23 protein-coding genes and 1 tRNA gene are annotated in these 23,996 nt (G+C 69.1%); 7 read left to right on the top strand and 17 right to left on the bottom strand.

All coding sequences use genetic code 11. From position 1 onward, the window contains the following. Nucleotides 1-69: 69 nt before the first annotated feature. The 10 genes from ILP86_RS05345 to ILP86_RS05300 all read right to left on the bottom strand — a co-directional run bounded on the left by ILP86_RS05345 (nucleotide 70) and on the right by ILP86_RS05300 (nucleotide 11,040). Complete coding sequence (locus tag ILP86_RS05345) at nucleotides 70-1,731, bottom strand: amidohydrolase (protein ID WP_193761531.1); 1,662 nt, start codon at nucleotides 1,729-1,731, stop codon at nucleotides 70-72. Between the two features lie 2 nt (nucleotides 1,732-1,733). After that, a complete protein-coding gene (locus tag ILP86_RS05340) occupies nucleotides 1,734-2,615 on the bottom strand; it encodes an ABC transporter permease (protein ID WP_227750914.1) in 882 nt (293 codons plus the stop codon). Further along, nucleotides 2,612-3,496 carry an ABC transporter permease gene (locus tag ILP86_RS05335; protein ID WP_058631244.1) on the bottom strand — a complete coding sequence of 295 codons (885 nt, stop codon included), beginning with the start codon at nucleotides 3,494-3,496 and terminating at the stop codon, nucleotides 2,612-2,614. The genes ILP86_RS05340 and ILP86_RS05335 overlap by 4 nt, the downstream gene beginning before the upstream one ends. Continuing rightward, nucleotides 3,489-4,667 (bottom strand): spermidine/putrescine ABC transporter substrate-binding protein, encoded by a 1,179-nt coding sequence (locus ILP86_RS05330; protein ID WP_193761530.1) that lies wholly within the window; start codon nucleotides 4,665-4,667, stop codon nucleotides 3,489-3,491. Before ILP86_RS05330 ends, ILP86_RS05335 begins: the two co-directional genes overlap by 8 nt. Further along, nucleotides 4,664-5,824 (bottom strand): ABC transporter ATP-binding protein, encoded by a 1,161-nt coding sequence (locus tag ILP86_RS05325; RefSeq protein WP_193761529.1) that lies wholly within the window; start codon nucleotides 5,822-5,824, stop codon nucleotides 4,664-4,666. The genes ILP86_RS05330 and ILP86_RS05325 overlap by 4 nt, the downstream gene beginning before the upstream one ends. Nucleotides 5,825-5,961: 137 nt before the next feature. After that, entirely contained in the window at nucleotides 5,962-6,690 is a 729-nt protein-coding gene (locus ILP86_RS05320) for a FadR/GntR family transcriptional regulator (protein ID WP_046749784.1), read from the bottom strand. Between the two features lie 33 nt (nucleotides 6,691-6,723). Continuing rightward, complete coding sequence (locus ILP86_RS05315; protein ID WP_193761528.1) at nucleotides 6,724-7,503, bottom strand: 3-oxoacyl-ACP reductase; 780 nt, start codon at nucleotides 7,501-7,503, stop codon at nucleotides 6,724-6,726. A gap of 39 nt (nucleotides 7,504-7,542) precedes the next feature. Beyond that, the gene (locus ILP86_RS05310) at nucleotides 7,543-8,904 is read right to left on the bottom strand and encodes an aldehyde dehydrogenase (RefSeq protein WP_193761527.1); all 1,362 of its coding nucleotides are present in this window, start codon (nucleotides 8,902-8,904) and stop codon (nucleotides 7,543-7,545) included. Beyond that, nucleotides 8,901-9,653, bottom strand: coding sequence for a gamma-glutamyl-gamma-aminobutyrate hydrolase family protein (locus tag ILP86_RS05305; protein WP_058631249.1), 753 nt, complete (start codon nucleotides 9,651-9,653; stop codon nucleotides 8,901-8,903). Before ILP86_RS05305 ends, ILP86_RS05310 begins: the two co-directional genes overlap by 4 nt. Beyond that, nucleotides 9,634-11,040 carry a glutamine synthetase family protein gene (locus ILP86_RS05300; protein ID WP_308431888.1) on the bottom strand — a complete coding sequence of 469 codons (1,407 nt, stop codon included), beginning with the start codon at nucleotides 11,038-11,040 and terminating at the stop codon, nucleotides 9,634-9,636. Before ILP86_RS05300 ends, ILP86_RS05305 begins: the two co-directional genes overlap by 20 nt. A gap of 107 nt (nucleotides 11,041-11,147) precedes the next feature. On the opposite strand from ILP86_RS05300, the gene ILP86_RS05295 reads away from it, so the two are divergent. Further along, on the top strand, nucleotides 11,148-12,698 hold the full coding sequence (locus tag ILP86_RS05295) for an amino acid permease (protein ID WP_193761526.1): 1,551 nt from the start codon (nucleotides 11,148-11,150) through the stop codon (nucleotides 12,696-12,698). 59 nt (nucleotides 12,699-12,757) lie between these two features. Here ILP86_RS05295 and ILP86_RS05290 read toward each other — a convergent pair whose 3' ends face one another. Beyond that, nucleotides 12,758-13,030, bottom strand: a complete 273-nt coding sequence (locus ILP86_RS05290; protein WP_045263421.1) for a metal-sensitive transcriptional regulator — start codon at nucleotides 13,028-13,030, stop codon at nucleotides 12,758-12,760. A 105-nt stretch (nucleotides 13,031-13,135) separates the two neighbouring features. Between ILP86_RS05290 and ILP86_RS05285 the strand changes: the two genes are divergently transcribed. Genes ILP86_RS05285 through ILP86_RS05275 form a run of 3 tightly spaced genes read left to right on the top strand, consistent with a single transcriptional unit; the run spans nucleotide 13,136 to nucleotide 15,878 of the window. Next, on the top strand, nucleotides 13,136-14,413 hold the full coding sequence (locus ILP86_RS05285; protein WP_193761525.1) for a DUF445 domain-containing protein: 1,278 nt from the start codon (nucleotides 13,136-13,138) through the stop codon (nucleotides 14,411-14,413). 2 nt (nucleotides 14,414-14,415) lie between these two features. After that, entirely contained in the window at nucleotides 14,416-15,348 is a 933-nt protein-coding gene (locus ILP86_RS05280) for an arginase family protein (protein WP_193761524.1), read from the top strand. Nucleotides 15,349-15,356: 8 nt separating this feature from the next. After that, entirely contained in the window at nucleotides 15,357-15,878 is a 522-nt protein-coding gene (locus tag ILP86_RS05275) for an AAA family ATPase (protein WP_193761523.1), read from the top strand. Nucleotides 15,879-16,007: 129 nt separating this feature from the next. On the opposite strand, the gene ILP86_RS05270 is transcribed toward ILP86_RS05275, so the two are convergent. The 4 genes from ILP86_RS05270 to galU form a co-directional block, all read right to left on the bottom strand. Beyond that, nucleotides 16,008-16,080: transfer RNA gene (locus ILP86_RS05270), tRNA-Ala, on the bottom strand. A gap of 52 nt (nucleotides 16,081-16,132) precedes the next feature. Next, a complete protein-coding gene (locus tag ILP86_RS05265) occupies nucleotides 16,133-16,978 on the bottom strand; it encodes a hypothetical protein (RefSeq protein WP_058631254.1) in 846 nt (281 codons plus the stop codon). A gap of 93 nt (nucleotides 16,979-17,071) precedes the next feature. Then, nucleotides 17,072-17,683: a GNAT family N-acetyltransferase gene (locus ILP86_RS05260; RefSeq protein ID WP_058631271.1), complete on the bottom strand. Its 612-nt coding sequence runs from the start codon at nucleotides 17,681-17,683 to the stop codon at nucleotides 17,072-17,074. A 43-nt stretch (nucleotides 17,684-17,726) separates the two neighbouring features. Further along, on the bottom strand, nucleotides 17,727-18,614 hold the full coding sequence (gene galU, locus ILP86_RS05255) for a UTP--glucose-1-phosphate uridylyltransferase GalU (RefSeq protein WP_046749794.1): 888 nt from the start codon (nucleotides 18,612-18,614) through the stop codon (nucleotides 17,727-17,729). A 41-nt stretch (nucleotides 18,615-18,655) separates the two neighbouring features. Here galU and ILP86_RS05250 point away from each other — a divergent pair, with 41 nt between their 5' ends. From ILP86_RS05250 to mscL, 3 genes are read left to right on the top strand one after another with little or no spacing between them, the layout of a single operon-like run. Next, the gene (locus ILP86_RS05250; RefSeq protein ID WP_193761522.1) at nucleotides 18,656-19,252 is read left to right on the top strand and encodes a 5-formyltetrahydrofolate cyclo-ligase; all 597 of its coding nucleotides are present in this window, start codon (nucleotides 18,656-18,658) and stop codon (nucleotides 19,250-19,252) included. A gap of 14 nt (nucleotides 19,253-19,266) precedes the next feature. Then, nucleotides 19,267-19,539, top strand: coding sequence for an FmdB family zinc ribbon protein (locus ILP86_RS05245; protein WP_046749796.1), 273 nt, complete (start codon nucleotides 19,267-19,269; stop codon nucleotides 19,537-19,539). Nucleotides 19,540-19,563: 24 nt separating this feature from the next. Then, complete coding sequence (gene mscL, locus ILP86_RS05240) at nucleotides 19,564-19,986, top strand: large conductance mechanosensitive channel protein MscL (RefSeq protein ID WP_113681623.1); 423 nt, start codon at nucleotides 19,564-19,566, stop codon at nucleotides 19,984-19,986. A gap of 85 nt (nucleotides 19,987-20,071) precedes the next feature. On the opposite strand, the gene ILP86_RS05235 is transcribed toward mscL, so the two are convergent. Continuing rightward, complete coding sequence (locus tag ILP86_RS05235; RefSeq protein WP_046749798.1) at nucleotides 20,072-20,278, bottom strand: hypothetical protein; 207 nt, start codon at nucleotides 20,276-20,278, stop codon at nucleotides 20,072-20,074. After that, nucleotides 20,271-23,939 (bottom strand): ATP-binding protein, encoded by a 3,669-nt coding sequence (locus ILP86_RS05230; protein WP_171010971.1) that lies wholly within the window; start codon nucleotides 23,937-23,939, stop codon nucleotides 20,271-20,273. Before ILP86_RS05230 ends, ILP86_RS05235 begins: the two co-directional genes overlap by 8 nt. Nucleotides 23,940-23,996: the final 57 nt, after the last annotated feature.

Raw genomic sequence — 23,996 nt, 5'->3', positions numbered from 1 at the left:
AGCACCCGGCGCGAAACCCCGGCGACGCGATGTCGTCGGGGTTTCGTGTGTTCGGAGTCGTCCCGCGGCTCACTCCGCGCAGTCGTACACCCGCTCGCCCTCGACCCAGGTGCCGCGCACCTCGGTCAGGCCGATCTCGTCGGCCGGATGCTCGAACGGGTCACGGTCGAGCAGGGCGAGGTCGGCCCGCATCCCCACGGCGATCGTGCCGGTGTCGTCGAGGTGGTTCACCCGCGCCGAGCCCGCCGTGTACGCGACGAGAGCCGTGGCGAGGTCGATCGCCTGCTCGGGGAGGAACGGCTCGTAATCGCCCTCCCACTCGGTCGGCGCGGAACGACGGTTCACCGCGACGTGGATCGCCGCCATCGGGTTCGGTGTGCTCACCGACCAGTCGCTTCCTGCGGCGAGCGCGGCCCCCGAACGCAGGAGGTCACCGAACGGGTACTGCCACGCCGACCGCTGTTCCCCGAGGAAGGGGATGGTGAGATCGACCATCTGCGGCTCCAGCGTCGCCCACAGCATCTGCATGTTGGCGGTGACCTCGAGCGCCCGGAACCGCGGGATGTCGTCGGGGTGCACGACCTGGATGTGGGAGATGTGGTGTCTGTTCCCGCGAGGTCCGTTGCGCACGAGCGCGGCCTCGACCGCATCCAGGCACTCCCGCACCGCGCGGTCGCCGATCGCGTGGAAGTGCAGCGTGAATCCGAGGGCATCGAGCCTGGTCGCGGCTTCCTTGAGCAGCTCGGGCTCGACGAAGGAGATCCCGGAGTCCTCGCGCGGATGCCCGTGGCCGTCGCAGTAGGGCTCGAGCATCGCGGCGGTGAAGTTCTCCGCCACGCCGTCCTGCATGATCTTCACGCTGCGTGCCCGGAATCGCCCGACCGTGCTCTCATCACGTCGGCGCACGATGTCGTCGATCTGCTCCAGGCCGCGCGACCGGTCCCACCACAGCGAACCCACCACTCGACCGGTGAGCGCACCGGATGCGGCGGCGGTCAGGTACGCGGGCAGCGGGTCGCCCGCGTCTCCGTACTCGGTGCCGACGATCGCGTCCTGCCACGCCGTCACGCCGTAGGAGTGCAGGTGGCGCTGCCCCTGCAGGAGGGCCTCCACCAGACGCTCGGGCGCCTCCGTCGGCAGCAGCCTGTTGACCAGGCCCATCGCGCCCTCGTGCAGCGTGCCGCTCGGTGCGCCGGTCGCGTCGCGCTCGATCCGCCCGTCCTCTGGATCGGCCGTCGCGCGGGTGATGCCGGCGAGCGCGAGTGCTCGGGAGTTGACCCAGGCGCCGTGGCCGTCGCGGTTGGGCAGGAATGCCGGGCGGTCGGGCACGACGGAGTCGAGGTCTTCCGCGGTCGGTACACCGCCGGGGAACGCCGACATCTGCCATCCGCCGCCCAGGATCCACTCGTCATCGGGATGCTCCTGCGCATATGCGGCGATGCGGTCGAGGTACTGCTCGCGCGTCGACAGCTCGGCGAGGTCGCAGCGGAGCATGTCCAACCCACCCCACACCGGGTGCACATGCGCGTCTTGGAACCCCGGTACCAGAAGCCCGCCGTCGAGGTCGACGACCTCGGTGTGCGGGCCGACCAGCGCCGAGACGTCGTGTCCCACTGCGCTGATGCGGCCGTTCGTGACGGCGACGGCATGCGCGGTCGATCGCGCAGCGTCCGCGAGGAAGACCCGTCCTCCCCGTGTGCCGGCGGTGAACACCAGATCTGCGAACACCATGCTCACCCTCCCGCCATCGTGCGGGCGATCTCGGTCGCCGAGTCACCCGCACGCTTGAGGACGACCGCCACCAGAGCGAGTGCCAGCAGCGTGAGCACCAGCATGATCGTGGACACCGCGGCGATCTCCGGCCGCAACCCGCTGCGGAGGGCGCTGAGCACGTAGACGGGCCACGGCGTCGTGCCGGAGACCTGCACGAAGGCGGAGACGACGGTGTTGTCGAGGCTCAGCGTGAACGAGAGCAGGAACCCGGCGAGCACCGCAGGCATCGCGAGAGGCAACGTGATCTTGAAGAAGGTGCGCACCGGGGGCGCATAGAGGTCGGCCGAGGCCTCTTCGAGCCGGGCGTCGAGCCCCACGAGCCGCGCCCGCACGATGTACGACACGATCGCGATAGAGAACAGCGACTGTCCCACCACGAGTCTCATGGTGCCGTCGTTGAAGATGCTGATCCCGGCGTCCTGCCCGAGGAAGACCAACCACGGCAGGAGCGCGACGGCATCCACGATCTCCGGCGTCACCGACACGAGCAGCAGCAGTCCGAGGAACCACCACACCCACTTGCCGGGATTGCGCGCCATCGCGATGCCGGCGAGGGTTCCCAACGCGGTGGCAAGGAGCGCCGCCAGCAGGCCCGTGCGCACCGAGACGAGCACCGCGTCGCGGATCGCCGGCTTGTTCACGATCGCGAGGAACGAGTCGAAGCCGAAATGGTCCCACGACACCAGCAGCCGGCCGACATTGAAGGAGTAGACGATGATCACGAGGATCGGCAGGAACAGGAACAGGAACACCAGCGCCGCCCAGATCGGCAGCACGAAGCGACCGGCCCCTCGGCGCACGCGCGGTGCGGTCTTCTGCGGTCCATCGGTCACGGCGGTCATGATCCCTCCCCCAGGACGAGGCGGTTGCGTTGCCGGAGCGGCAGGGTCACGAGCCAGAGGAGTCCGGCCGCGACGGCGATCGAGAGCATGATGACGATGATCAGCAGTACCGCCATGGCCGAGCCGAGCGCCCAGTTCTGCGCGGTCTGGAACTGACTCGCCACGACCTGCCCGATCATGTTGCCCTTCGCCCCGCCCAGCACGGTCGCCGTGATGTAGTCGCCCATGAGCGGGATGTACACCAGCAGCACTCCCGCGATGATTCCGGGCCTGGCCAGGGGCACGGTCACCCGCAGGAAGGTCGTGACGCTGTTCGCACCGAGATCCTTGCTCGCCTCGCGCAGCGGCCCCGACACGCGATCGAAGGCCACGAACAGCGGCAGGATCATCAGCGGCAGGTAGTTGTAGACGACGCCGAGGAGCACCGCGCCGCGCGAGTAGAGCAGATCGAGCGGACCGGGGATGACCCCGATGCCCTGCAGCAGCTGCGAGAGCCAGCCCTCGGGGGCGAGGATCACCTGCCAGCCGATGGTGCGCACGAGGAAGTTGGTCCAGAACGGCACCATCACGAGCGCGAGCAGGAGTCCGCGCTTCGAGGGCGGGGCCTTCACCGCGATCCAGTATGCGACCGGACCGCCGATCACCAGACACAGGGCCGTGCCGAGGATGCCGATCCACAGCGTGTTCAGGAACGTGCTGAAGAACGTCGGGGAGAGAGCTTCGAGGTAGCGGTCGAACGAGAGGTGGTCGAGCGCATGCGTGGCGAAGATGCTCGGCTTGTAGCCGAAACTGAACACCACGACCATGAAGATCGGGGCCACGAAGAAGACGAGCAGCCAGACCCACGCGGGGATCGCGAGACCGAACTTGAGCTTAGGCACCGGCGGCCGCCTTCATCGAGTTCCAGATCGAGACGACACGGTCCTGCGCATCGGTCAGCTTGCCCTCGTGCATCGTGGCCACCTGCTCCTCGCCGAAGAACACCATGTCGAGTCGTTCGAGCCCTGCGGCCTCCGCTTCCTCGCGGATGCCGGAGATGCCGGTGTCGTAGCCGATGTAGTCGACCTGTGCGAGCTGCACGTCGGGCTGCAGCACGAAGTCGATGAACGCGTGCGCGGCCTCGGGGTGCGGAGCTCCCGCGGCGATCGCCCAGTTGTCCATCCACAGCTCCGTCGCCGGGCTCCCGAGCACCCACTGCCAGCGTTCAGGGTCGTCCGACTCGAAGATGCCGAGCCGCGCGTCGCCGTTGTACGACTGCAGCAGCGCGTGGGACGCCTGCGGGATCGACGACCCACCGGGGTACGAGTCGAACGCCGAGACGTGCGGAGCGAGATCCTTCACCAGGAACCTCTCGACCGCGTCGAGGTGGTCGGGATCGGTGGTCGTCCAGTCGATGCCGTTCGCCCAGAAGTAGATGCCCAGCAGCGGTGCCGGGTCGTCGAGCACCGAGGTCGAGCCCGATGCCTCGTTCTGCGCGGCATCGATGAAGTCGTTCCAGGTCGTGAGCTCGCGCGAGATCACCCTCTTGTCGTACACGAACCCCGTGGTCCCCCACGCCTTGCACACCGAGTACTCGTTGCCGGGATCCCAAGAGCGCCCACGGAACTCGGGGGCCACGTGCTTCATGTTCGGCAGCAGGTCGAGGTTGAACTTCTGCAGGAGTCCGTTCTCGGCCATGGGCCCGACGAACACCCCGGTCGGCACCACGATGTCGTAGCCGGAGGTGCCGCGGGCGGCGACCAGCTTGGCGATCAGCTCCTCGTTGGAGTTGAAGGCGTCGAGCACGATGCGCGGGCCGCTCTCGGCGGTGAACTGCTCGAGCACCTCCGGGGCGTCGTAGTCACCCCAGCTGTAGATGGAGAGCTTGTCCTCGAGAGGGCCGCCCTCGGCATGCACGGCCGCGGCGTTCTGCCCCGGCGAGCACGCGCTGAGCACGACGGCGCCGCCCGCCATGATCGCGGTGGCGAGGAAGCCCCGTCGGGTCAGCTCGGTGCGGATCACCCGCGCGGCACTCCGGTGTGCGAGCACGCGCACCGGAGGAGCGCCCGTCACAGCCCGCCGTCCTTGGGCAGGGTGATCACGTGCGTCGCGGTGGTGGGGATGCCCTCGGCGGCGAACAGCCGCGCATCCGCGGGATCCCACACACAGCGGACGGCGTCATCGACTCCCACCCGCGGCGCGGTCGGGGCCGGCATGCGCGAGAGGAACGTGGCGTCCTCGCCGACGCGGACAGCGACCTGGAGGGTCTCACCCAGGTGCGAGACACCGAGCACGCGCCCGGGGACGCCCCCGCCTTCGCCCTGTTCCAGACGGATGTACTCCGGCCGGATGGCGGCGACGGCCGGCTGCCCCGCCGCCACATGCTCCCCACCCCAGCGGCCCGCGATCACGCCGATGGCCGTGTCGACCGCCTCCCCATCTGCCCGAACCGTGCCGTGCACGAAGTTCTGCTGGCCGATGAACGACGCCACGTAGGCGGAGGCCGGCTCCGCGTAGATGGCGTCCGGCGCATCGAGCTGCTCGATCCGCCCCGCGCGCATCACGGCGATCCGATCGCTCATCGAGAGCGCCTCGGCCTGATCGTGGGTGACGAATACGAAGGTCGTGCCCAGCCGCGCCTGCAGCAGCTTGAGCTCGAGCTGCATCTCCTCGCGCAGCTGGCGGTCCAGTGCCGCCAACGGCTCGTCGAGCAGGAGCACACTCGGCCGGTTGATGAGTGCACGCGACAGAGCGATGCGCTGCTGCTGTCCACCGGAGAGCTGTGTGGGCTTGCGGTCGGCGAAGGCGCGCAGCTGCACCATGTCGAGTGCTTCGCTCACCCGTTCCCGCTGCTCGGCCTTGGGCACGCGCCGCTGCTGCAGCCCGTACGCCACGTTCTCGGCGACCGTGAGGTGCGGGAACAGGGCGTACGCCTGGAAGACGGTGTTCACCTCGCGCCGATACGGGGGGAGGTTCAAAACGCTGCGGCCGGAAATGCGGATGTCCCCGGCATCCGGGTATTCGAAGCCCGCGATCATGCGCAGGGTGGTCGTCTTCCCGCAGCCGGACGGGCCGAGCAGGGAGAGGAACTCCCCCTGTTGCACGTCGAGGGTCAGGTCGTCGACGGCGGTGGCGGTGCCATAACGCTTGGTGACGCCGTCGATGTGGACCGCGCCGGCGGCGGTGGGTGCATCGAGTGTCGCCGTCGACATTCGGGTGTTGTCGGGCATGGAGCCTCCCCATTGAGATTCGCTTGTCGCGAGTCTGTCACAGGAAAGGCGTCAGGTATAGCGAAATCGGAAGCCTCTTGATGATTTCGCAACGGTATCCGTTGCCGATTCAGGAAATGGCGACCGATTGGCACCGATCAGAGGAGGAAGCCACGCAGCAGGGCTTCGGACCCGGCGAGATGATCGCGCATCGCCGCCTCGGCAGCATCCGGACGTCCGGCGAGGATCGCGGAGACGATGCTCTCGTGCTGCTCCCCCGAGTGCTGGATGTTGCGCGGCATCAGCGGGAACGTATCGAGCCATGCATTGACGTCGGCCCTGTTCTCGGCCACGAGCGCGACCAGCGACGGGATTCCGGCGGCCTCGGCGATGGCCAGGTGCAGCAGCGTGTCCAGGCGCCGATACTCCTCAGGACCCGCCGGCACCGCCGCCTCGTGTCGCGCCCACAGGTCGGCACGGGTCGAGGCGTCCAAGGAGCGGCTCGCGGCCGCGCGCACGGCCCCGGTCTCGAGCACGCGGCGCAGCCCGAGCACGTCGTCGATCTCGTCCGGCGTCACCGCCCCCGGCACGCTGGGGTGTGGCAGCGGGTCGGCCACGAACGTGCCTCCGTAGCGACCACGCCGCGGCAGCAGGTAGCCGGTGTCGGCCAGCTCGCGGATCGCCTCGCGCACGGTGTCGCGACTCACCCCGAACGACGCCGCCAGCTCGCGCTCCGGAGGCAGGGACTCGCCAGGAGCGACCACACCGAGCCGGATCGTCTGCACGAGTCGGGCCACCGCGTCCTCGAGCGCATTGCCGCGCCGCAGTGGCCGGTAGACGGCCCTTCGCACTTCGACGAGGTCGCCGTCGTGGGAGTGCTCGCTCATGCCTTCACCCTGTCACAGCGAGGTGAGGGTGGCTCACAGCGGGGTGACGTAGGCGTTCGTGATCCCGCCGTCGACGACGAAGGCACTCGCGGTGATGAACGACGCGTCGTCGGACGCGAGGAACGCCACGGCCGCTGCGAGCTCGGCGGGCTCCGCGAAGCGTCCCATCGGCACGTGCACCAGGCGCCGCTGCGCCCGCTCCGGATCCTTCGCGAACAGCTCCTGCAGCAACGGGGTGTTCACGGGTCCAGGGCACAGCGCATTCACCCGCACTCCCTGACGGGCGAACTGCACACCGAGCTCGCGGGACATCGCCAGCACGCCCCCCTTCGACGCGGTGTAACTGATCTGCGAGGTGGCGGATCCGAGGAGCGCGACGAAGGAGGCGGTGTTGATGATCGATCCGCGCCCCGCGGGCACCATGTGACGGAGGGCTGCACGGCTGCACAGGTACACGCTCTTGAGATTCACGTCCTGCACGCGATCCCACGCCGGGAGCTCCGTCGTCTCGATGGAGTCGTCATCGGCCGGCGAGATGCCCGCGTTGTTGAAGGCGATGTCGATCCGCCCGAACTCCGCCGCGACACCGTCGAACAGCGCGTTCACCTTGGCCTCGTCTGCGACGTCGACCGGGCGGAACACGCCGCCCACCTCGGCGGCCGCCGCCTCTCCTGTCGTCGGATCGACGTCGGCGATCACGACGAAGGCCCCCTCCGCTGCGAAGCGCTGGGCGGTGGCGAACCCGATGCCGCTCGCGCCGCCGGTGATGATGGCGACGCGGTCCTTGAGACGCTGGATCAGATCGATGCTCATGTGGGTTCTCCGTTCCGGATGGGTGAAAGGACGACGCGATCAGTGTTCATCGGTCGCGAAGAAGACGTTCTTGGTCTCGGTGAAGTGCTCGGCGGCGTCGGGGCCGAGTTCGCGCCCCAGGCCCGACGCCTTCATGCCGCCGAACGGCGTGGAGTACCGCACCGAGGAGTGCGAGTTCACGGACAGCACGCCGCTGCGCACACCCCGGGCCACGCGGACACCGCGTCCCAGGCTCTCGGTCCAGACGGAGCCCGCGAGACCGTACGCCGTGTCGTTGGCCAGACGGATGGCATCGGCCTCGTCCTCGAACGGCATCACCGCGACGACGGGCCCGAACACCTCCTGCTGCGCGATGCGGTCGGCGGGGTCGGCGAGCACCACGGCCGGCGCGAACCAGAACCCGTCCCCCTCGGGGGCACTGCCGCGGAAGGCGATGTCTGCACCGTCGAGGAACGACGCCACGGTATCGCGGTGTCCCGCCGAGATGAGCGGCCCCATGTCGGTGTCATCGCGGGCGGGGTCGCCCACACGCCAGGCGGCGACGGCCGGTTCGAGCAGTTCGAGGAACCGGTCGTAGACCGAGCGCTGCACGAGCAGGCGGCTGCGCGCACAGCAGTCCTGGCCGGCATTGTCGAACACGGATCCGGGAACTCCGGCCGCCGCGCGTTCGAGATCCGCGTCCTCGAAGACGATGTTCGCGCTCTTGCCCCCGAGTTCGAGCGTGACGGGCTTGAGGGCTCGCGCGCAGCCCGCCGCGACTTCGACGCCCACCTCTGTCGAGCCGGTGAAGACGACCTTGCGCACGTCCGGGTGTTCCACGAGACGCTGCCCGACGACCGAGCCCGACCCGGTGACGACCTCGAACAGCCCCTCCGGTAGTCCTGCTTCGCGCGCGAGCTCGCCGAGGCGGATGGCGGTGAGAGGTGTCAGCTCGGCGGGCTTCAGCACCACGGCGTTGCCCGCGGCGAGCGCCGGTGCGAACGCCCACGAGGCGATCGTCATCGGGAAGTTCCACGGAACGATCACGCCGACCACGCCGTAGGGGTCGTGGAACGTGACATCGAGCCCGCCGGCCACCGGGATCTGTCGCCCGGACAGGCGCTCCGGGTCGGCGGAGTAGTAGTTGAGCACCTGGGCGACGTGACCGGCCTCCCAGCGGGCCGAGCCGATCGGATGCCCGGAGTTGAGCACCTCCAGCTGCGCCAGCTCTTCGACGGCGCCGTCCACCGCGCGGGCGAACGACCGGAGGGCATCCGCACGTGCCACCGGGGCCAGGGCCGCCCATCGACGCTGCGCCGCGACGGCACGAGCGATCGCGGCATCCGTCTCTCCGATGCCGGCTCTGGGGACCTCGCGGATCGCGGCGCCGGTGGACGGGTTGATGACTGTGAACGCGCTCATCGGGCGTCCTCCTTCCGCCCGGCGGCGAACGCGCGAGCCTGCGAGACGAGATCTTCGAAGAGACGTCGGTCTTCGGCGTTCTCCTCCGGATGCCACTGAATGCCGACGACGTGACCATCTGCGGTATCGACGAACGCCTGCACGAGTCCGTCGGCGGAGTGCGCAGCGGCGACCAGCCCCTCCCCGAGCCGATCGATGCCCTGATGGTGATAGCTGTGAACGCGTACGTCGCCGGCACCGAGGACGCCGGCGAGCGCCGTGTCGCCCGAGACCTCGATGTCGTTCTCGGCGAACACGCCTCCGCCCAGGCGGTAGCGCTCGGTGCCGAGCGACTCGGGCAGGTGCTGGTGCAGAGTGCCTCCGCGCGCCACGTTGACGAGCTGCAGCCCGCGGCAGATCGCGAGCACCGGTATGCGGCGCCGCTCGGCCGCTCTGAACAGCGCCAGCTCCCACGCGTCGCGGTCGACCCGGGCCGGATCCGTGAGCGGATGCCGCTCCTCGCCGTAGAGCTCGGGAGCGACGTCGGCCCCTCCGGAGAGGATCAGTCCGTCCAGCCCGGCGATGGCTGCATCCGCCGACTCCGGGTCCTGTGGCGGCAGGAGCAGTGCGATTCCGCCCGATGCCGTCACTCCGGTCAGGTACTGCTCGGGCAGGAACGCGGCCCGCACATCCCACACCCCCTGCTGCGCCCGCTCGAGGTAGGTCGTGACCCCGATCAACGGTGCCGGGTCAGAGCCGCTCGAAACCACGGATCCGCTCCCAGTCGGTGACGGCGGCGTCGTAGGCCTCGACCTCGATGCGCGCCTGGTTCAGGTAGTGCTCCACAACGTCGTCGCCGAACGCTTCGCGAGCGATGGCCGACTCGCTGAACAGCTGTGCCGCTTCGCGCAGTGTGGTGGGAAGGTGTTCGACGCCGGCCTCGTACGCGTTGCCGGTGAAGCGGTCGGGCAGGGGCAGTTCGTTCTCGATGCCGTACAGACCGCCGGCGATGATGGCCGAGATCCCGAGGTAGGGGTTCACGTCGCCGCCCGGCACTCGGTTCTCGACCCTGAGCCCGGACCCCGCCCCGATCACGCGCAGCGCACAGGTGCGGTTGTCGATGCCCCAGGCCACTCCGGTCGGGGCGAAGCTGCCCTTCGCGAACCGCTTGTACGAGTTGATGTTGGGCGCATAGAGCAGGGTGAACTCCCGGAGCGTGGCGAGGATGCCGGCGATCCAGTGCCCCATGATCGGACTGAATCCGTGCTCGCCGTCTCCGGCCATGACCGGAGTGCCGTCGTCGGCGCGCAGCGAGAGGTGGATATGGCAGCTGTTGCCCTCGCGCTCATTGAACTTCGCCATGAAGGTGAGCGCCTGGCCGTGCTGCTCCGCGATCTCCTTCGCGCCGTTCTTGTAGAGCGCGTGCTGGTCAGCGGTCTCGCGCACCTCGGCATAGCGGAAGGCGATCTCCTGCTGCCCCAGATTGCACTCGCCCTTCACGCCCTCGCAGTAGAGGCCCGCGCCGTCCATGCTGTTGCGGATGTCGCGCAGCAGCGGCTCGAGGCGGGTGGAGGCGAGCAGGTTGTAGTCGACGTTGTAGTCGGTCGACGGCGTCAGTCCCTCGTACTTGCGGGCCCAGGCGTCGCGGTAGGTGTTGTCGAAGACGATGAACTCGAGCTCGGTGCCCGAGAACGCGGTCCAGCCGCGTTCGGCCAGTCGATCGCGCTGACGGTCGAGGATCGCCCGCGGCGACGGGCTCACCGGCTCCCCGATTCCCCACACCAGGTCCGCGATCACCAGCGCCGTCCCCGCCAGCCAGGGGATCCGGCGCAGCGTCGCGACGTCGGGCCGCAGCACCATGTCGCCGTAGCCGCGATCCCACCCCGACATCGCGTAGCCATCGACCGTGTTCATGTCCACATCGACCGACAGCAGGTAGTCGCACGCCTCGGCACCGTGATGCACGATGTCCTCCTGGAACAGTCGTGCGGACACCCGCTTGCCGACCAGCCGCCCCTGCGCATCCGCGAAGGCCACGATCACCGTGTCGATCTCGCCGGCGGCGATGCCGGCATCCAGTTGCTCGATGCTCAGGTTTCCCGCCATCGTCTCGCTCCCGTCGTCGTGGTGAAGCGATCGGCCGACCGGCTTCGCCATCAGAGTAGATCACCAGGACGTTTAAAGGTAGACGAAACCACCATTGACTGTCACAATCATCCGCAAGGTGCACCCGGCGCCTGTGTGTGCTTGCGAACGGAGAGCGGATGTCTGAGCAGAGCAGTGAATCCCGCAAGGTCGCTGGGGCGACCTATACACGCGCCGGGAACGAGTACTTCGAGAAACGCACCCTGAAGAGGTCTGCCGGTGTCTGGGGCCTGTGGGGTCTCGCGGTCGCCGCCGTCATCTCCGGAGATTTCTCCGGCTGGAACTTCGGCATCGACTTCGCGGGCTTCGGCGGAATGCTGATCGCCTTCGTGATCCTCGTGCTCATGTACTACGGAATGATCTTCGCGATCGGCGAGATGGCCGCGATGATGCCCCACACCGGGGGCGCCTACTCCTTCGCGCGATCGGCGATGGGACCGTGGGGCGGCTTGGTCACGGGCGCAGCGGAGACGATCGAGTACGTCGCGACCACGGCGGTGATCGTCTACTTCTCGGCGTCGTATGCGAACGGCATCACGAGCGAGCTGCTGGGAATCCAGCTGCCGGGGTGGCTCTGGTACCTCATCCTCTACGTCGTGTTCATCGCGCTGAACTCCGCGGGGGCCGCGATCTCGTTCCGATTCGCGATCGTCGTCTCGATCATCTCGATCGGCATCATCCTGGTGTTCTCCCTGATGGCGATCTTCTCCGGCGCCTTCAGCTGGGACGCGCTGTGGGACATCGCCCCCGACCCCGGCCAGACGGAGTTCCTGCCGCACGGCGTGCTGCCGATCCTGTTCGCGCTCCCGTTCGCGATGTGGTTCTTCCTCGGCATCGAAGAGCTGCCCCTGGCCGCCGAGGAGTCGCACAACCCGACCCGCGACATCCCCAAGGCCGGCTTCTGGGCGCGCGGCACCCTCATCGTCACGGGTCTGCTCGTCCTCTTCCTGAACACCGGCGCGATCGGCGCCGAGGCCACCGGCACCGCGGGCGAGCCGCTGCTCGACGGCTTCCGCGCCATCGTGGGCGACCAACTCGCCGCGGTGCTCGCGCTCTTCGCCCTGATCGGGCTGCTCGCCTCCCTGCAGGGCATCATGTTCGCCTACGGCCGCAACATGTACTCGCTCTCCCGCGCAGGCTACTACCCTCGCTTCCTCTCCCTCACCGGCAAGCGGCAGACGCCGTGGGTGGCGCTCGTCGTCGGTGCGGCGATCGGTTTCGTCGCCCTCATCGTGCTCGACGTGCTCGCGGCCGTCGACGCCGAGGGCGCCGGGTCGGTGGCAGGCGCGATCGTGCTGAACATCGCGGTCTGGGGCGCGGTGCTCGCCTACGGACTCCAGCTGGTGTCGTTCATGATCCTCCGCAGGAAGTACCCGGACGTCGCGCGGCCGTACCGGAGCCCGTGGGGGATCCCCGGCGCAGCTGTCGCGCTCGTGATCGCCGCGCTGATCTTCGTCGGGTTCCTGCTGAATCCGACGTTCGGCCCCGCCATCGTGGCGATCGCCATCGTCTACGTCGTGATCCTGCTCGGATTCGGGCTCTTCTTCCGCCACCGTCTGGTGCTGTCGCCCGAAGAGGAGTACGCGATCTCCGGCGGCTCCCACGGCGACCCGCAGGCCGAGGGCTACGACGCCATGGAGGGCGAGGTGTTCGACGACAGCGGCAGGTGACTCACCGCGCAGCGCCTCGACGACTCCGTCGGGGCGCTGTGTCGCGCCACCCCTGGACCCTACTTGCGGTCGAAGTCGAAGGCCTTGAGCAGCTCGACGACGGCCTTCTCCCGCTCCTCGCCGCCCTCCTCGAACATGTGGGTGACGTGCGTCTGCAGGTGGTTCTCCAGCAGCAGGCGGTTGAGTGACTCCAGGGAGCGCTGGATGGCGCGGGACTGCGTGATGATGTCCATGCAGTAGTCCTCGTTCTCGATCATCCGCGCGACGCCGCGCATCTGTCCTTCGAGGATGCTGGTGCGGTGCAGCGCACGTTTCTTGATGTCTTCGATCACCCCTCGAGGGTACTCCCCCCAGGGGGTATCCGGCTGTCTGTGCGCCGAGACAGCGCACGCTCCGCGCACAGGGCCGCTGGTGCGGTGGCGTGAAAGGATGACGTCATGCCGCGAACACCGATGACGCAGCTCTCGCCCGCCGATCAGGAGCGCCTCCGCGCGCTCCGACGCATGAAGGCCGTCGCCCTCGGCGCCCTGGTGTTCATGGCCGTCGTGTTCGTGTTCGCCTTCGCGTTCCAGCAGCGCATCGAGGGACTCGCCTATGTGCGCGCGGCGGCCGAAGGCGGCATGGTGGGTGCGCTCGCGGACTGGTTCGCGGTGACCGCGCTCTTCCGACGCCCGCTCGGGCTCCCCATCCCGCACACCGCGATCATCCCGAACCGCAAGGACGAGATCGGCCGCTCGCTCGGCGAGTTCGTGGAGACGAATTTCCTCGCCGCCGACGTGGTGCGCACCAAGCTGTCGACCACGAAGATCGCTCTGCGCGCAGGCGACTGGCTGCGTGAGGCCCCGCATGCGGAGCGGGTCGGCGCCGAGGGTGCGACGATCGCCACGGCCGTGCTCAACGCGCTGAGCGACGACGACGTGCGAGACCTGATCACGGACCTCGCCCGCGAGCATCTGGTCGATCCCGAGTGGGGTCCGCCCGCCGGAGCGTGGCTCGAGAAGATCGTCGAGGCCGATGCCCATCACGGCGCTGTCGACCTCGCCGCCGACAGCATCTCGCGCTGGCTCGACGCGAACGCCGAATCGTTCAGCGGTCTGGTCTCCCGGCGCCTTCCGGGGTGGGTGCCGAAGCTGGCTCACCGCTTCGTGGACGACACGGTGTATCACGAGGCGGTCAAGTTCGTGCACGCCGTGCAGGCCGACCCCCACCACCCGGCACGCCTTGCGGTCGACGGCTATCTGGCACGTCTGGCCGACAGCCTGCAGAACGACCCGGCGACGCGGGCGAAGCTCGAGAACGCCAAGGCGTCGCTGTTCGACAGCCCCCGCGTCGGCGCTCTGGCCGCTGAGGCGTGGAACACCGCGAAGAGCGGTTTGCTCGCTGCCCTCGCCGATCCCGAGAGCGGCCTCCGGCGCCGCGCCGTGCAGGCTCTGCAGGAGGTCGGGGAGCGCCTCACGACCGACACCGCGCTGCAGAACCGCGTCGACACGTGGGTATCGGACGCCGCGGTCTTCCTCGTCGACCGCTACCGGCACGACATCGCCTCGATCATCACCGACACCGTCGAACGCTGGGACCCGGCGGAGACGACGGAGAAGATCGAGCTCATGGTCGGCCGCGACCTGCAGTACATCCGTTTGAACGGCACGTTCGTCGGCGCCCTGGCCGGTCTCGTCATCTTCTCCATCGCGCACGCCCTGATCCCCGGAGTCTGACCATGCCCTCGTCCTCCCGACCGCTGAGCCACGATCCCCTCTGGCCCCGAGCCGGGTCCTGGCCTGCCCTCGACGGCACCGCCGACGCCGTGCTCGTCGGGGTGCCGACCTGGCGCACCTCGCTCTCCCAGACCGGTGCGCACGCGACGCCCGCGGCGATCCGCGCGGCTCTCCCCCGCTACGGCACCGCGCTGATGGGACCGCCGGTGATCGAGCTCGACGAGGTGCTGCGCATCGCCGACGCCGGCGACATCGCCGATCCTGACGGCTCCGCCGGTGAGGCCAGGGTCATCTCCCGCGTGCGCGAGCTCGCCGCCGCTTCGAAACTCGTGATCGCCCTCGGCGGCGACAACTCGCTCACCTATCCCGTGGCGCTCGGTGCCGAAGCGACGGGACTGATCACGTTCGACGCCCACTTCGACCTGCGCGACGGCATCTCGAACGGCACTCCCGTGCGGCGCCTCGTGGAAGATGTCCCCGCCACGTCGCCGCTGGATACCACGCGCATCGACCCGACCAAGGTCGTGCAGATCGGCATCGCCGACTTCGCGAACTCCGCCGCCTACGCCCGACGTGCAGCCGAGTGGGGCATCCGTGTCATCCCCCTCGACGAGCTCCGCCGCCGCGGAATCGACGATGTCGTCGCGGAGGCCGTGGAGGTCGCCGGTTCCGGAGCCGATGCGCGCATCCATCTCGACATCGACGTCGACGTCTGCGACCGGTCGGTCGCGCCGGGCTGCCCGGCGAGCGTGCCCGGCGGTCTGCAGGCGTGGGAGCTGCGCGCCCTCAGCAGGGCCGTCGCGACGGATCGACGTGTCGCGAGCGCCGACCTGGCCGAAGTCGACGCCACCGCCGACGCCGACGATGCCCGCACCGTCCGCCTGGCGGCTCTGTGCGTGCTGGAGCTGCTCGCCGGACTCGCCGCACGCACATGAGGATCGTGGTGTCGGGGACGCACGCCAGCGGCAAGAGCACGCTGATCTCGGACTTCCGTGCGGTCCGCCCCCAGTACGTCGTACTGCCCGACCCCTTCGAGGACCTCGATCTCGACGATCCCGCGAGCGAGCACAGCTTCGCCGTGCAGCTGCGCGTCACCGCGGCGCGACTCCGGGAGTCGGCCGCCGCTTCCGCGGTGATCTGCGAGCGGGGGCCACTCGACTTCCTCGCCTACCTGACCGCTCTGGAGGAGCTGGGCCGCAGTGACGGCGCGCTCCTCGCCCGCGCCGCAGAGATCGTGGAGGCGTCGATGGCCGCGATCGACCTCGTCGCGATCGTGCCCCTGGACGGGAGCCGGCCGATCCCCGTCACCGGCGACGAGGACCCGGCTCTGCGCGTCGCGATGGACGAAGCGCTGGTGGGACTCGTCGATGACCTCGAGCGCGCAGGCTCCGTCCCGCACGTGGTCACGATCGTCGGCAGCCCCGAGGAGCGGCTCCGGCTACTGCTCGAGGCGAGCCGGGGCTGACCAGCCCCAACCCCCGTGCGGCGAGGGCGCTCACTCACAGACCCGGTCTCGACCTCCAGCACGAGCGGCCGAGGAACCAGAACGGCCGACGGGACATGATCTCTCATGTCCCATCGGCCGTCTTCACGGTGGACCTAAGGGGATTCGAACCCCTGACCTCCTCGATGCGAACGAGGCGCGCTACCAACTGCGCCATAGGCCCGTGAACAGGTTCTACGCTATCACGACGAGAGGGCCGCTCGCGTCGCAGACCGTCATCCTGCGGCCCGACGCGAGAGCAGTTCGCGCACGTGGGCCTCGATCTCGGCGTCGTCGACGAACCCCATCCGCGCGTACGGCGACGACGCGGCCGGCAGGGCCACCGGCGGCTCCGGTGCCATCTGCTCCGCCCGCTCGCGCAGCGCGGCGACTCGCGCGGCCTTGCGGCGCGCCTCCTGGGCGTCCAGCTGAGCCTGCGCGACCTGCGCGCGGGACCCCGCCACGGATGCCATCGGCTCGGGCAGCGGACGCGGCGTCCACGTCGCTCGGCCCTGGTCGTGAAGCTCGGGGGCCACACGCGGAGCAACAGGGGTGGCCACGACGTGGGCGGCGCGCGCGGCACGGTTCGCGACCGCGGCCATGCGCTGCAGAGCGACACCGGCGACGACGACCACCGCACCACCGACCCAGATCAGAGCAGATCCGCCGGCAGCCAGCAGCTGCCACACGCCCAGCCCGGCGACGATGAGCCCGGCCAGCAGGCTGCTGGTCGCGAGGATACGCACACGTCTGCGCGCGCGTGCCCGACGGATCACGGGGTCGGCCCTGGTGGCCGCGAGTTCCTGCCGCAGAGCCTCGAGCGCGGCGGCCTCCCGCTCCGACTGCACCCTCTTCGCCAGCTTCTGCTGAGCGAGCGCGGTGCGGGCGTTCAGCTCGACGCGGACCTCCCCCGGGGTCTCGCTCGTCTCGGCGAGCACGCGCAGCGCCTGGTTCAGTCGCACGGCGTTGCGTTCGGCGGCGTTGTACTGGAACCGGCCTCGCCACGACGGCAGCAGATAGAGCATCCACAAGAGCACGGCGACGAGCACGATCACTCCTCCGCTCAGCACCGGCCCGTCCATACCGACAACGCTAAGGGCTGGGAGCGGGCAGCGCCGTGCAGACGGGCGCGTGTCGCGGCGTGTTCGTCCGGATCCGCTGTCCGGACGGGTGTTTCAGGACGATATGCGGTCGGCCGGCGGCACCGTCGCGGCGTCGGGAGGCACCTGGCCGCTGAGCCACCGCGCCAGCACACCCTGCGGCACGTCTTCCGTGGTCAGGGCGAATGCGTAGTGGTCGCGCCAGTCCCCGTCGATGTGGATGTAGCGCCGCCGCAGTCCCTCGTACCGGAACCCGAGCTTCTGGACGATGCGCAGGCTCGCGGCGTTCTCCGGACGGATGCAGATCTCCATGCGGTGCAGGCCGTACTCGGTGAAGCACGCATCGGTGGCCATCGCGACCGCGGTCGGGGTGATCCCGCGACCCGCGAACCGCTCGCTCACCCAGTACCCGATGGTGGCAGAGCACAGCGAGCCCCGAGAGACTCCCCATACGTTGAGCTGCCCCGCGATCTCGCCGTCGTACTCCATGACGAAGGGGTAGCCGGAGCCGTCACGGTACTGCTGGAGCAGGCGTCGGATGCTGAGCCTCATGTCGAAGGACACCGATCCGTACGGGACGGTCGCCTCCCACGGCTGAAGCCATGACCTGTTGGCGAGCAGCTCATGCTGCAGAGGCCGCGCATCCTTCGTTCGGACGAGCCGCAGCTCTATCGGGCCGTGTCGCATCCCCGTCGCCAGATCCATGCCGCACCGACGCCCGCGAAGCCGCCTAGAGGCGTTCCGCGAACTCCTTGAGCCAGGGGCGCAGCTCCGAACCGAGGTCGTCGCGGTCTGCCGCGAGCTGGACGATCGCCTTGATGTAGTCGACGCGGTCGCCCGTGTCGTAGCGGCGACCACCGAAGACGACGCCGACGACGCCGGGGCCGTCAGGGTCGGCCGCCATCACCTGCAGTGCGTCCGTGAGCTGGATCTCGCCCCCCTTGCCGGGCTCGGTGTGCTCGAGGATCTCGAAGACCGAGGCCGGGAGGACGTAGCGTCCGATGACCGCGAGGTTCGAGGGGGCGTCCTCCTGTGCCGGCTTCTCGACGAGACCGGTGACCCGAACCGCATCCGACCCTTCGAGGGGTTCGACCGCAGCGGCGCCGTACATGTGGATGTTCGCGGGATCGACCTCCATCAGCGCGATCACCGCGGCGCCGGTGCGCTCGTGCTCGGCGATCATCTCGGTGAGCAGCGGATCGCGCTCGTCGATCAGGTCGTCACCGAGCAGCACGGCGAAAGAACTGTCGCCGACATGGGTGCGCGCACGCAGCACTGCATGTCCCAGACCCTTCGGCTCCCCCTGACGGACGAAGTGGATGTCGGCGAGGTCGCTCGACTTCATCACGCGCTCGAGGCGACCGGTGTCGCCCTTCTCCATGAGCTTCACCTCGAGCTCGGGGACCGAGTCGAAGTGGTTGGAGATCGCGTTCTTGTTGCGCCCGATGATGACGAGGATGTCGTCGATCCCGGCGTCAGCCGCCTCTTCGACGACGTACTGGATGGCCGGCTTGTCGACGACCGGGAGCATCTCCTTCGGCATCGCCTTCGTGGCGGGCAGGAATCGTGTCCCCAGTCCGGCGGCGGGGATGACTGCTTTGATCTTGTGGTTGCCCATCCTCTCAGCCTAGTGGTGAGCGTCGACGTAGACTCGGAGCCATGTCGAACGACGTCGAACACGCCAAGCGCGCACTCCGCGCCGAGCTCCGCGAACGACGCCAGCTCCTCTCCGACACACAACGCGAGACGGCGGCCACGGCCATCGGCGAACGCCTCGATGCCCTCGTCGACGAACTGGGCGCCCGATCCATCTCCTGCTTCCTCTCCACCACGACGGAGCCGGGCACCCGTGACTTCGTGACCAGGGCCGTGCGCCGCGGCATCCGCGTGCTCCTCCCCGTCACCCGCGCCGACGGACTGCTGGACTGGGCTGTCGCCTCGGACGATGACGAGGTCGCCGAGGGCCTCTTCGGCCTGCCTGAGCCCACGGGCGAGGTGCTGGGCCCTATCGCCGTGAACGACGTCGACCTGATGATCGTCCCTGCCGCGGCGGTCGACCGTTCCGGCATGCGCATGGGCTGGGGGCGCGGGTACTTCGACAAGACGATCGGCTCAATGGAGAAGTGCCCTCCCGTCTACGCGGTCATCTATGATTCCGAGGTACTCGACGAACTTCCGCGAGAGGTCCACGACCAGCCGGTGAACGGCGTCGTGACCCCGTCGCAGACCCTCACCCTGTCGCCGCGGCGACGCTGATCCCAAGGACCCCCATGCCCACCTACGCCTATGCCTGCACCGCGTGCGGTCACACCTTCGACGCCGTGCAGAGCTTCGCCGACGACGCTCTCACCGTGTGCCCCGAGTGCGGTGGCGCGCTGCGCAAGCAGTACGGCTCGATCGGTGTGACCTTCAACGGCTCCGGTTTCTATCGCACGGACTCGCGCGCCAAATCCGGTGGATCGAAGGATGGTTCGGCATCATCGAAGACGGAATCGACGACGAGCGCCAAACCGGCGGCTGCGTCGACTCCGGCCTCTTCCTGAGGTATCGATCTGTTGGGGGATCCCATGCTCAAAGGTTTCAAGGACTTCCTGCTCCGGGGCAACGTCATCGATCTGGCCGTCGCGGTCGTCATCGGCACGGCGTTCACCGCGATCGTCACGGCCGTCGTCAACAGCATCATCAACCCGCTCATCGCGCTCTTCCTCAAGGCGGACGCCGCCGGAAAGTTCGGGATCCAGGTTCCGAACATCTACGGCGAGACGGTGACCTTCCCGATCGGCGACCTGATCTCGGCGATCATCAGCTTCCTCGCCGTCGCCGTCGTCGTGTACTTCGTGTTCGTGCTGCCGATGAACACGTTCAAAGCTCATGTCGAGGCCCGCAAGGGCACGCCCGCGGAGGAGCCGGAGGAGGAGCCGGCCGCGGCGACCGAGTCCGAGCTGCTCGTCGAGATCCGCGATCTGCTTAAGGCACAGCGCGGAGCCTGACCGGCTGGAACCCCTCGAGACGCACGGTCCCTCTTCGGAGGGACCGTGCGTCTCTCCGTTCCCGGCTGAGGTAGGAGCCGCACAGTCAGTAGTGCGGCGGGACGTCCTGGAGCAGCTGGTCGTCGTTCGGCCCCTTGGCACCCTTCGGCCGGTTCCGCGCCGGCGGCGTCTCCGCTGGCCCCGATTCCGGTTCCGGGTCGCTCCCCGGCACCGGAGTGAGACGCGCACGACGAGATCCGGCGATGCGTTCCACGTGCTGGCGCGGGTCCGCGGGCCCCGGGTGCTCAGTCATTCTGGGTGTCGAGCGTGTCGATCGGCTGCGTATCGTTCTCCGCGCGCGGGGCGGAATCCGAGATGCCGAGCACAGCGGCGATCCGGGTCGCCACGGTTACGGGGTCGCTGTAGAGGTCGAATGCGTGCACGCGCACGTAGTGCCAGCCCAGGCGACGCAGCACGTGCGGGCGCAGACGCAGGGTCTCGCGCAGGGACTCGCCTCGCGTCTCGGGATCCGACTCGATCACGACGGCCTTGCCGCCGTGCTGCGCGACCAGCGGGAGCAGTCCGCGGTAGTCGACGTCCACCGAGGCGCCGAGGCGCCGCAGTTCGCGGGCAAGCGCCAGGGTCAGCGGGTCGGCGAGATCCTCCAGCCGCGCATCCCGGCTCCGGGCGGCCAGGCCGCCGAGGATCGACATCAAGGTCGCCGCCCCATGCTCCAGGCGCCCATCGTCGAACGAGGAGGGACGGATCGACGAGACGAGGACCATCGAACGGCGCGCTCGCGTCATCCCGACCGTGAGCAGTCGCTCGCCGTCCGGTGTGGAGAGGTCGCCGAAGTCGCTCAGGACGCGGCCGTGCTTGGTGAGGCCGAAGCCGAGCGAGAAGATCACACGATCGCGGCTCTCGGCGACCGACTCCTCGAGCGTCAGCACCGCGAACGGTTCGACCGTGTCTCGGCCGACGAAGTCCGCGACATCGGATCGCCCGGCGAACGCCGAAGTGACGGCGGCGCGCACGCGCTCGGCGTGGCGGGCGCTCGCGGTGACCACCATGAGGGATTCCGACGGGCGGTGCACCGCGTGCTCGACCACGAGGGTCACGACCCTGGCGACCTCGGCATCCGGGCTCTCGACCGCACCCGAGATCGGATCGGGCGTTCCCGTACCGCCCTCGACGTAGTCGACCGTCAGGCTGCCACGACCGAGGTACGAGCCCGCCCAGGGAAGGGAGACGATCTCGCCGCCGTAGAAGGCGTCGTTGATGAGCTCCGCGAGGTCCTCGCCACCCGCCCGGTAACTGCGGGTGAGGGTCATCACGGGCAGGAGCTCGGACAGTCGCTCGAAGGCCGAGACGTCGTCGAAGGGCACCTCGGGCTCCCACGACTCCTCTGGATCGACCGCGATGCGGAACGGGGTGGGGCGCTGCGTGACCGGATCGCCGAACGCGACGATCTGGCGCGCACGACGGATCGCCGGGGCCGCTTCTGCGAGGTTGATCGCTGCGGCATCGACGAGGATCACGGTGTCGAACTCGACCGAGTCGGGGATCTCGGGCACCAGATACGGCGAGGAGATCCAGGCCGGCGCGAGCACGTCGACAAGGGTGGGCGCAGCGCTGACCACCTGCGCGGTGGTCGTCGCGGATTGCGTCAGCGCCTGACGCAGGTGCTGCGACTGCTGGGGCTCGTCGACGATCGCGATGCGCCACTGATTGGCCAGCTGCCATGCGAGCAGCGGTCCGGCCATAGCGGCATGCGCCTCATCGACCAGGCGGAAATCGCGCTCGAGCCGATCGACGACCGCGGTGTTCGCTCCGAGGAGGGCGCGGTTGTCCTGCAGGGCGCGCTCGAGGAGGGACTGCCACCAGGCGAACTCGAGCTCCTCCCCCACCTGGGACTCCGAGACGTGGCGGACGGAGAGCTCGGTGAGAAGCGGCTCCAACCCGAGGAGGGCGAGTCGGTCACGCAGCTGGGCGCGCTCGACCAGGTTCTCGAAGACGTCGGATTTGGCAGCGAGGCCGGCGAGGGTGCGAACGAGCCGGGCCACGGGCAGCGATGCCAACGGCTCACGGCGTCCGAGGGCGGTGTCGAGTTCGGCGAGCTCGGCTTCCACACGCTGCCAGGCCGCGTGGACGTCGGCGAGACCGAGCGGGATCTCCGGCGCGACGCCGGCGTCGACGAAGCGCTGCCATTGGGTGCGCTGCGCCTGGATCCGCAGGAGAGCCTCATGCATCTCGGTGACATGCACTCCAGGGCGGACATACTCCTTGGCGAGCCGACGGAGCCTCCGCCTGTTCGCCCCGGACAGGCCGGGAGCGTCGCGGCGCGAACCGTGCGCCTGGATGAGCTCACCCAGAGGACGTTCGAAGACCGTGGGGCTGAATCGGTCGAGCGAATCGCGGATCCCCTGCAGCAGCCGCAGGTACTCGCCGAGCTCGTCGATGGTCGCGAACGGACGCATGTGCGTCTGCGCGATCAGCTCGTATCCGCGCTCGAGCAGGGTGGGCACGCTCTGCGAGTGCAGTCGCCCGGCGAGCTCGTGCGCCGCTCGTGCGGCTTCGGTGCTGGAGAAGGTGACCCCGTACCAGGGCGAGTCGTTCGGGCCGAAGCGGAATTCGCCGAGACGGGCGGCCTGTGCGAGGGCCTCGGCAGCCTCGCTGCGGTCGGCGGCGAGGCGACGAAGCGCATCGGGTCCGAGACGCGCGGTGGTCGACGGTGGAACAGGGAGCGACGCCAAGCGCGTCAGCTGGCGGGTGGCGTCGAGGACCGAGGCGCCCAACCCGGCGATCGGCGCGCTGAGCGCCTGACGGTAGTCGCGCAGGACGGTCCGCAGACGCACGAGGGCATCGTCGACTTCGCCGACCTTCGGCGCCGTGGCCTTCTCGTTGCGCCCGATGGCCCTGACCAGATCGCGCCGCACGTTCGCCGGCGAGACCGCGAGGCTGTCCAGTCCGATGCCGGCGAGACGATGGCGGACGCCGTCGAGGGTCGAGCGACGCGCGGACACGACGAGGACGCGCTTGCCTCCGCGCACGAGTTCGCCGAGCGCGTTGATCACGGTCTGCGTGCCGCCGGTCCCCGGAAGCGTCGCGACGGTCAGGGAGTGCCCCGCGGCGATGCGCGCGAGCACAGCTTCCTGCTCGGCGTCGGCGTCGAGGAGGAGATTGTCGGACGCAGGAGCGCGGTCGTCCGGCCCGATGTGGTGCGGGATCGCCCGTGGGGCGGTCACGCGCTCGCGGTCGCCCACGTGTCCGGCGAGGGCGTTCAGCACCTGATGGTCGAGACTGCCGCCGTCGCGCGACATCACCCCGGACACGTCGGCGAACGTCGAGACGACCAGGCGCGGCTCGACCGAGAAGGTGTCGATCGATCGCGTGATCGCGCGCAGGCTGTCGATCACCGGCTGCGGCTTGAAGATCCCGCCGTCGTAGGCGAGGGCTGCGAGAGCTGTCGCGTCGATCGTGAGACCGAAGTGATCGCGGGCGATCCGCACGAGTTCGGGATTCACCTCGAAGGTGCCCTGCAGCTTCAGCTCGAAGTCGGAGTGGTGGCGGCGGATCGCCAGCGGACGCAACAGCACAGGTGCGGCGAACCCCGCTCCCCCGATGCGCCACCGGGCGACGCCGACGGCGAGGTGCACGGCCTCGATGCCGCGGACGGTGCGCAGCTCGGTGTTCTTTGCTGTGATGCGCTCCGCGGCGAGTCTCGCTGTGCGCAGACCGACCTCATCGCGGAAGAGGTTCGAGAGCAGCGTCGACTTGCCGGTGATGAACTGCGGCAGGCTGCCGGGGTGCGCCTTGGAGATGTCGATACCCGACTCGGGGCTGTCGCGGAAGCTTACCAGTGGCGAGGGGCCGCCGAGATCCGCGGCCTCCGCTCTCAGACGCGTGCGCTCCGACTCCGCTGCGTGCGCGATGTCGATGCCGGCAGTGGACCCGTGCAGGTCGCTGATCGACACAGCAGGATCCACCGCTGTGTCGTCCGCAGACCTTCCTTCACGTCGCCACACAATGAC

The sequence above is a fragment of the Microbacterium sp. R1 genome (assembly GCF_015159725.1).
In the GTDB taxonomy this organism is placed as follows: Bacteria; Actinomycetota; Actinomycetes; order Actinomycetales; family Microbacteriaceae; genus Microbacterium; species Microbacterium oxydans.
Note: the sequence above shows the minus strand (reverse complement) of the source record. Positions and strands in the feature narration are given on the sequence as shown.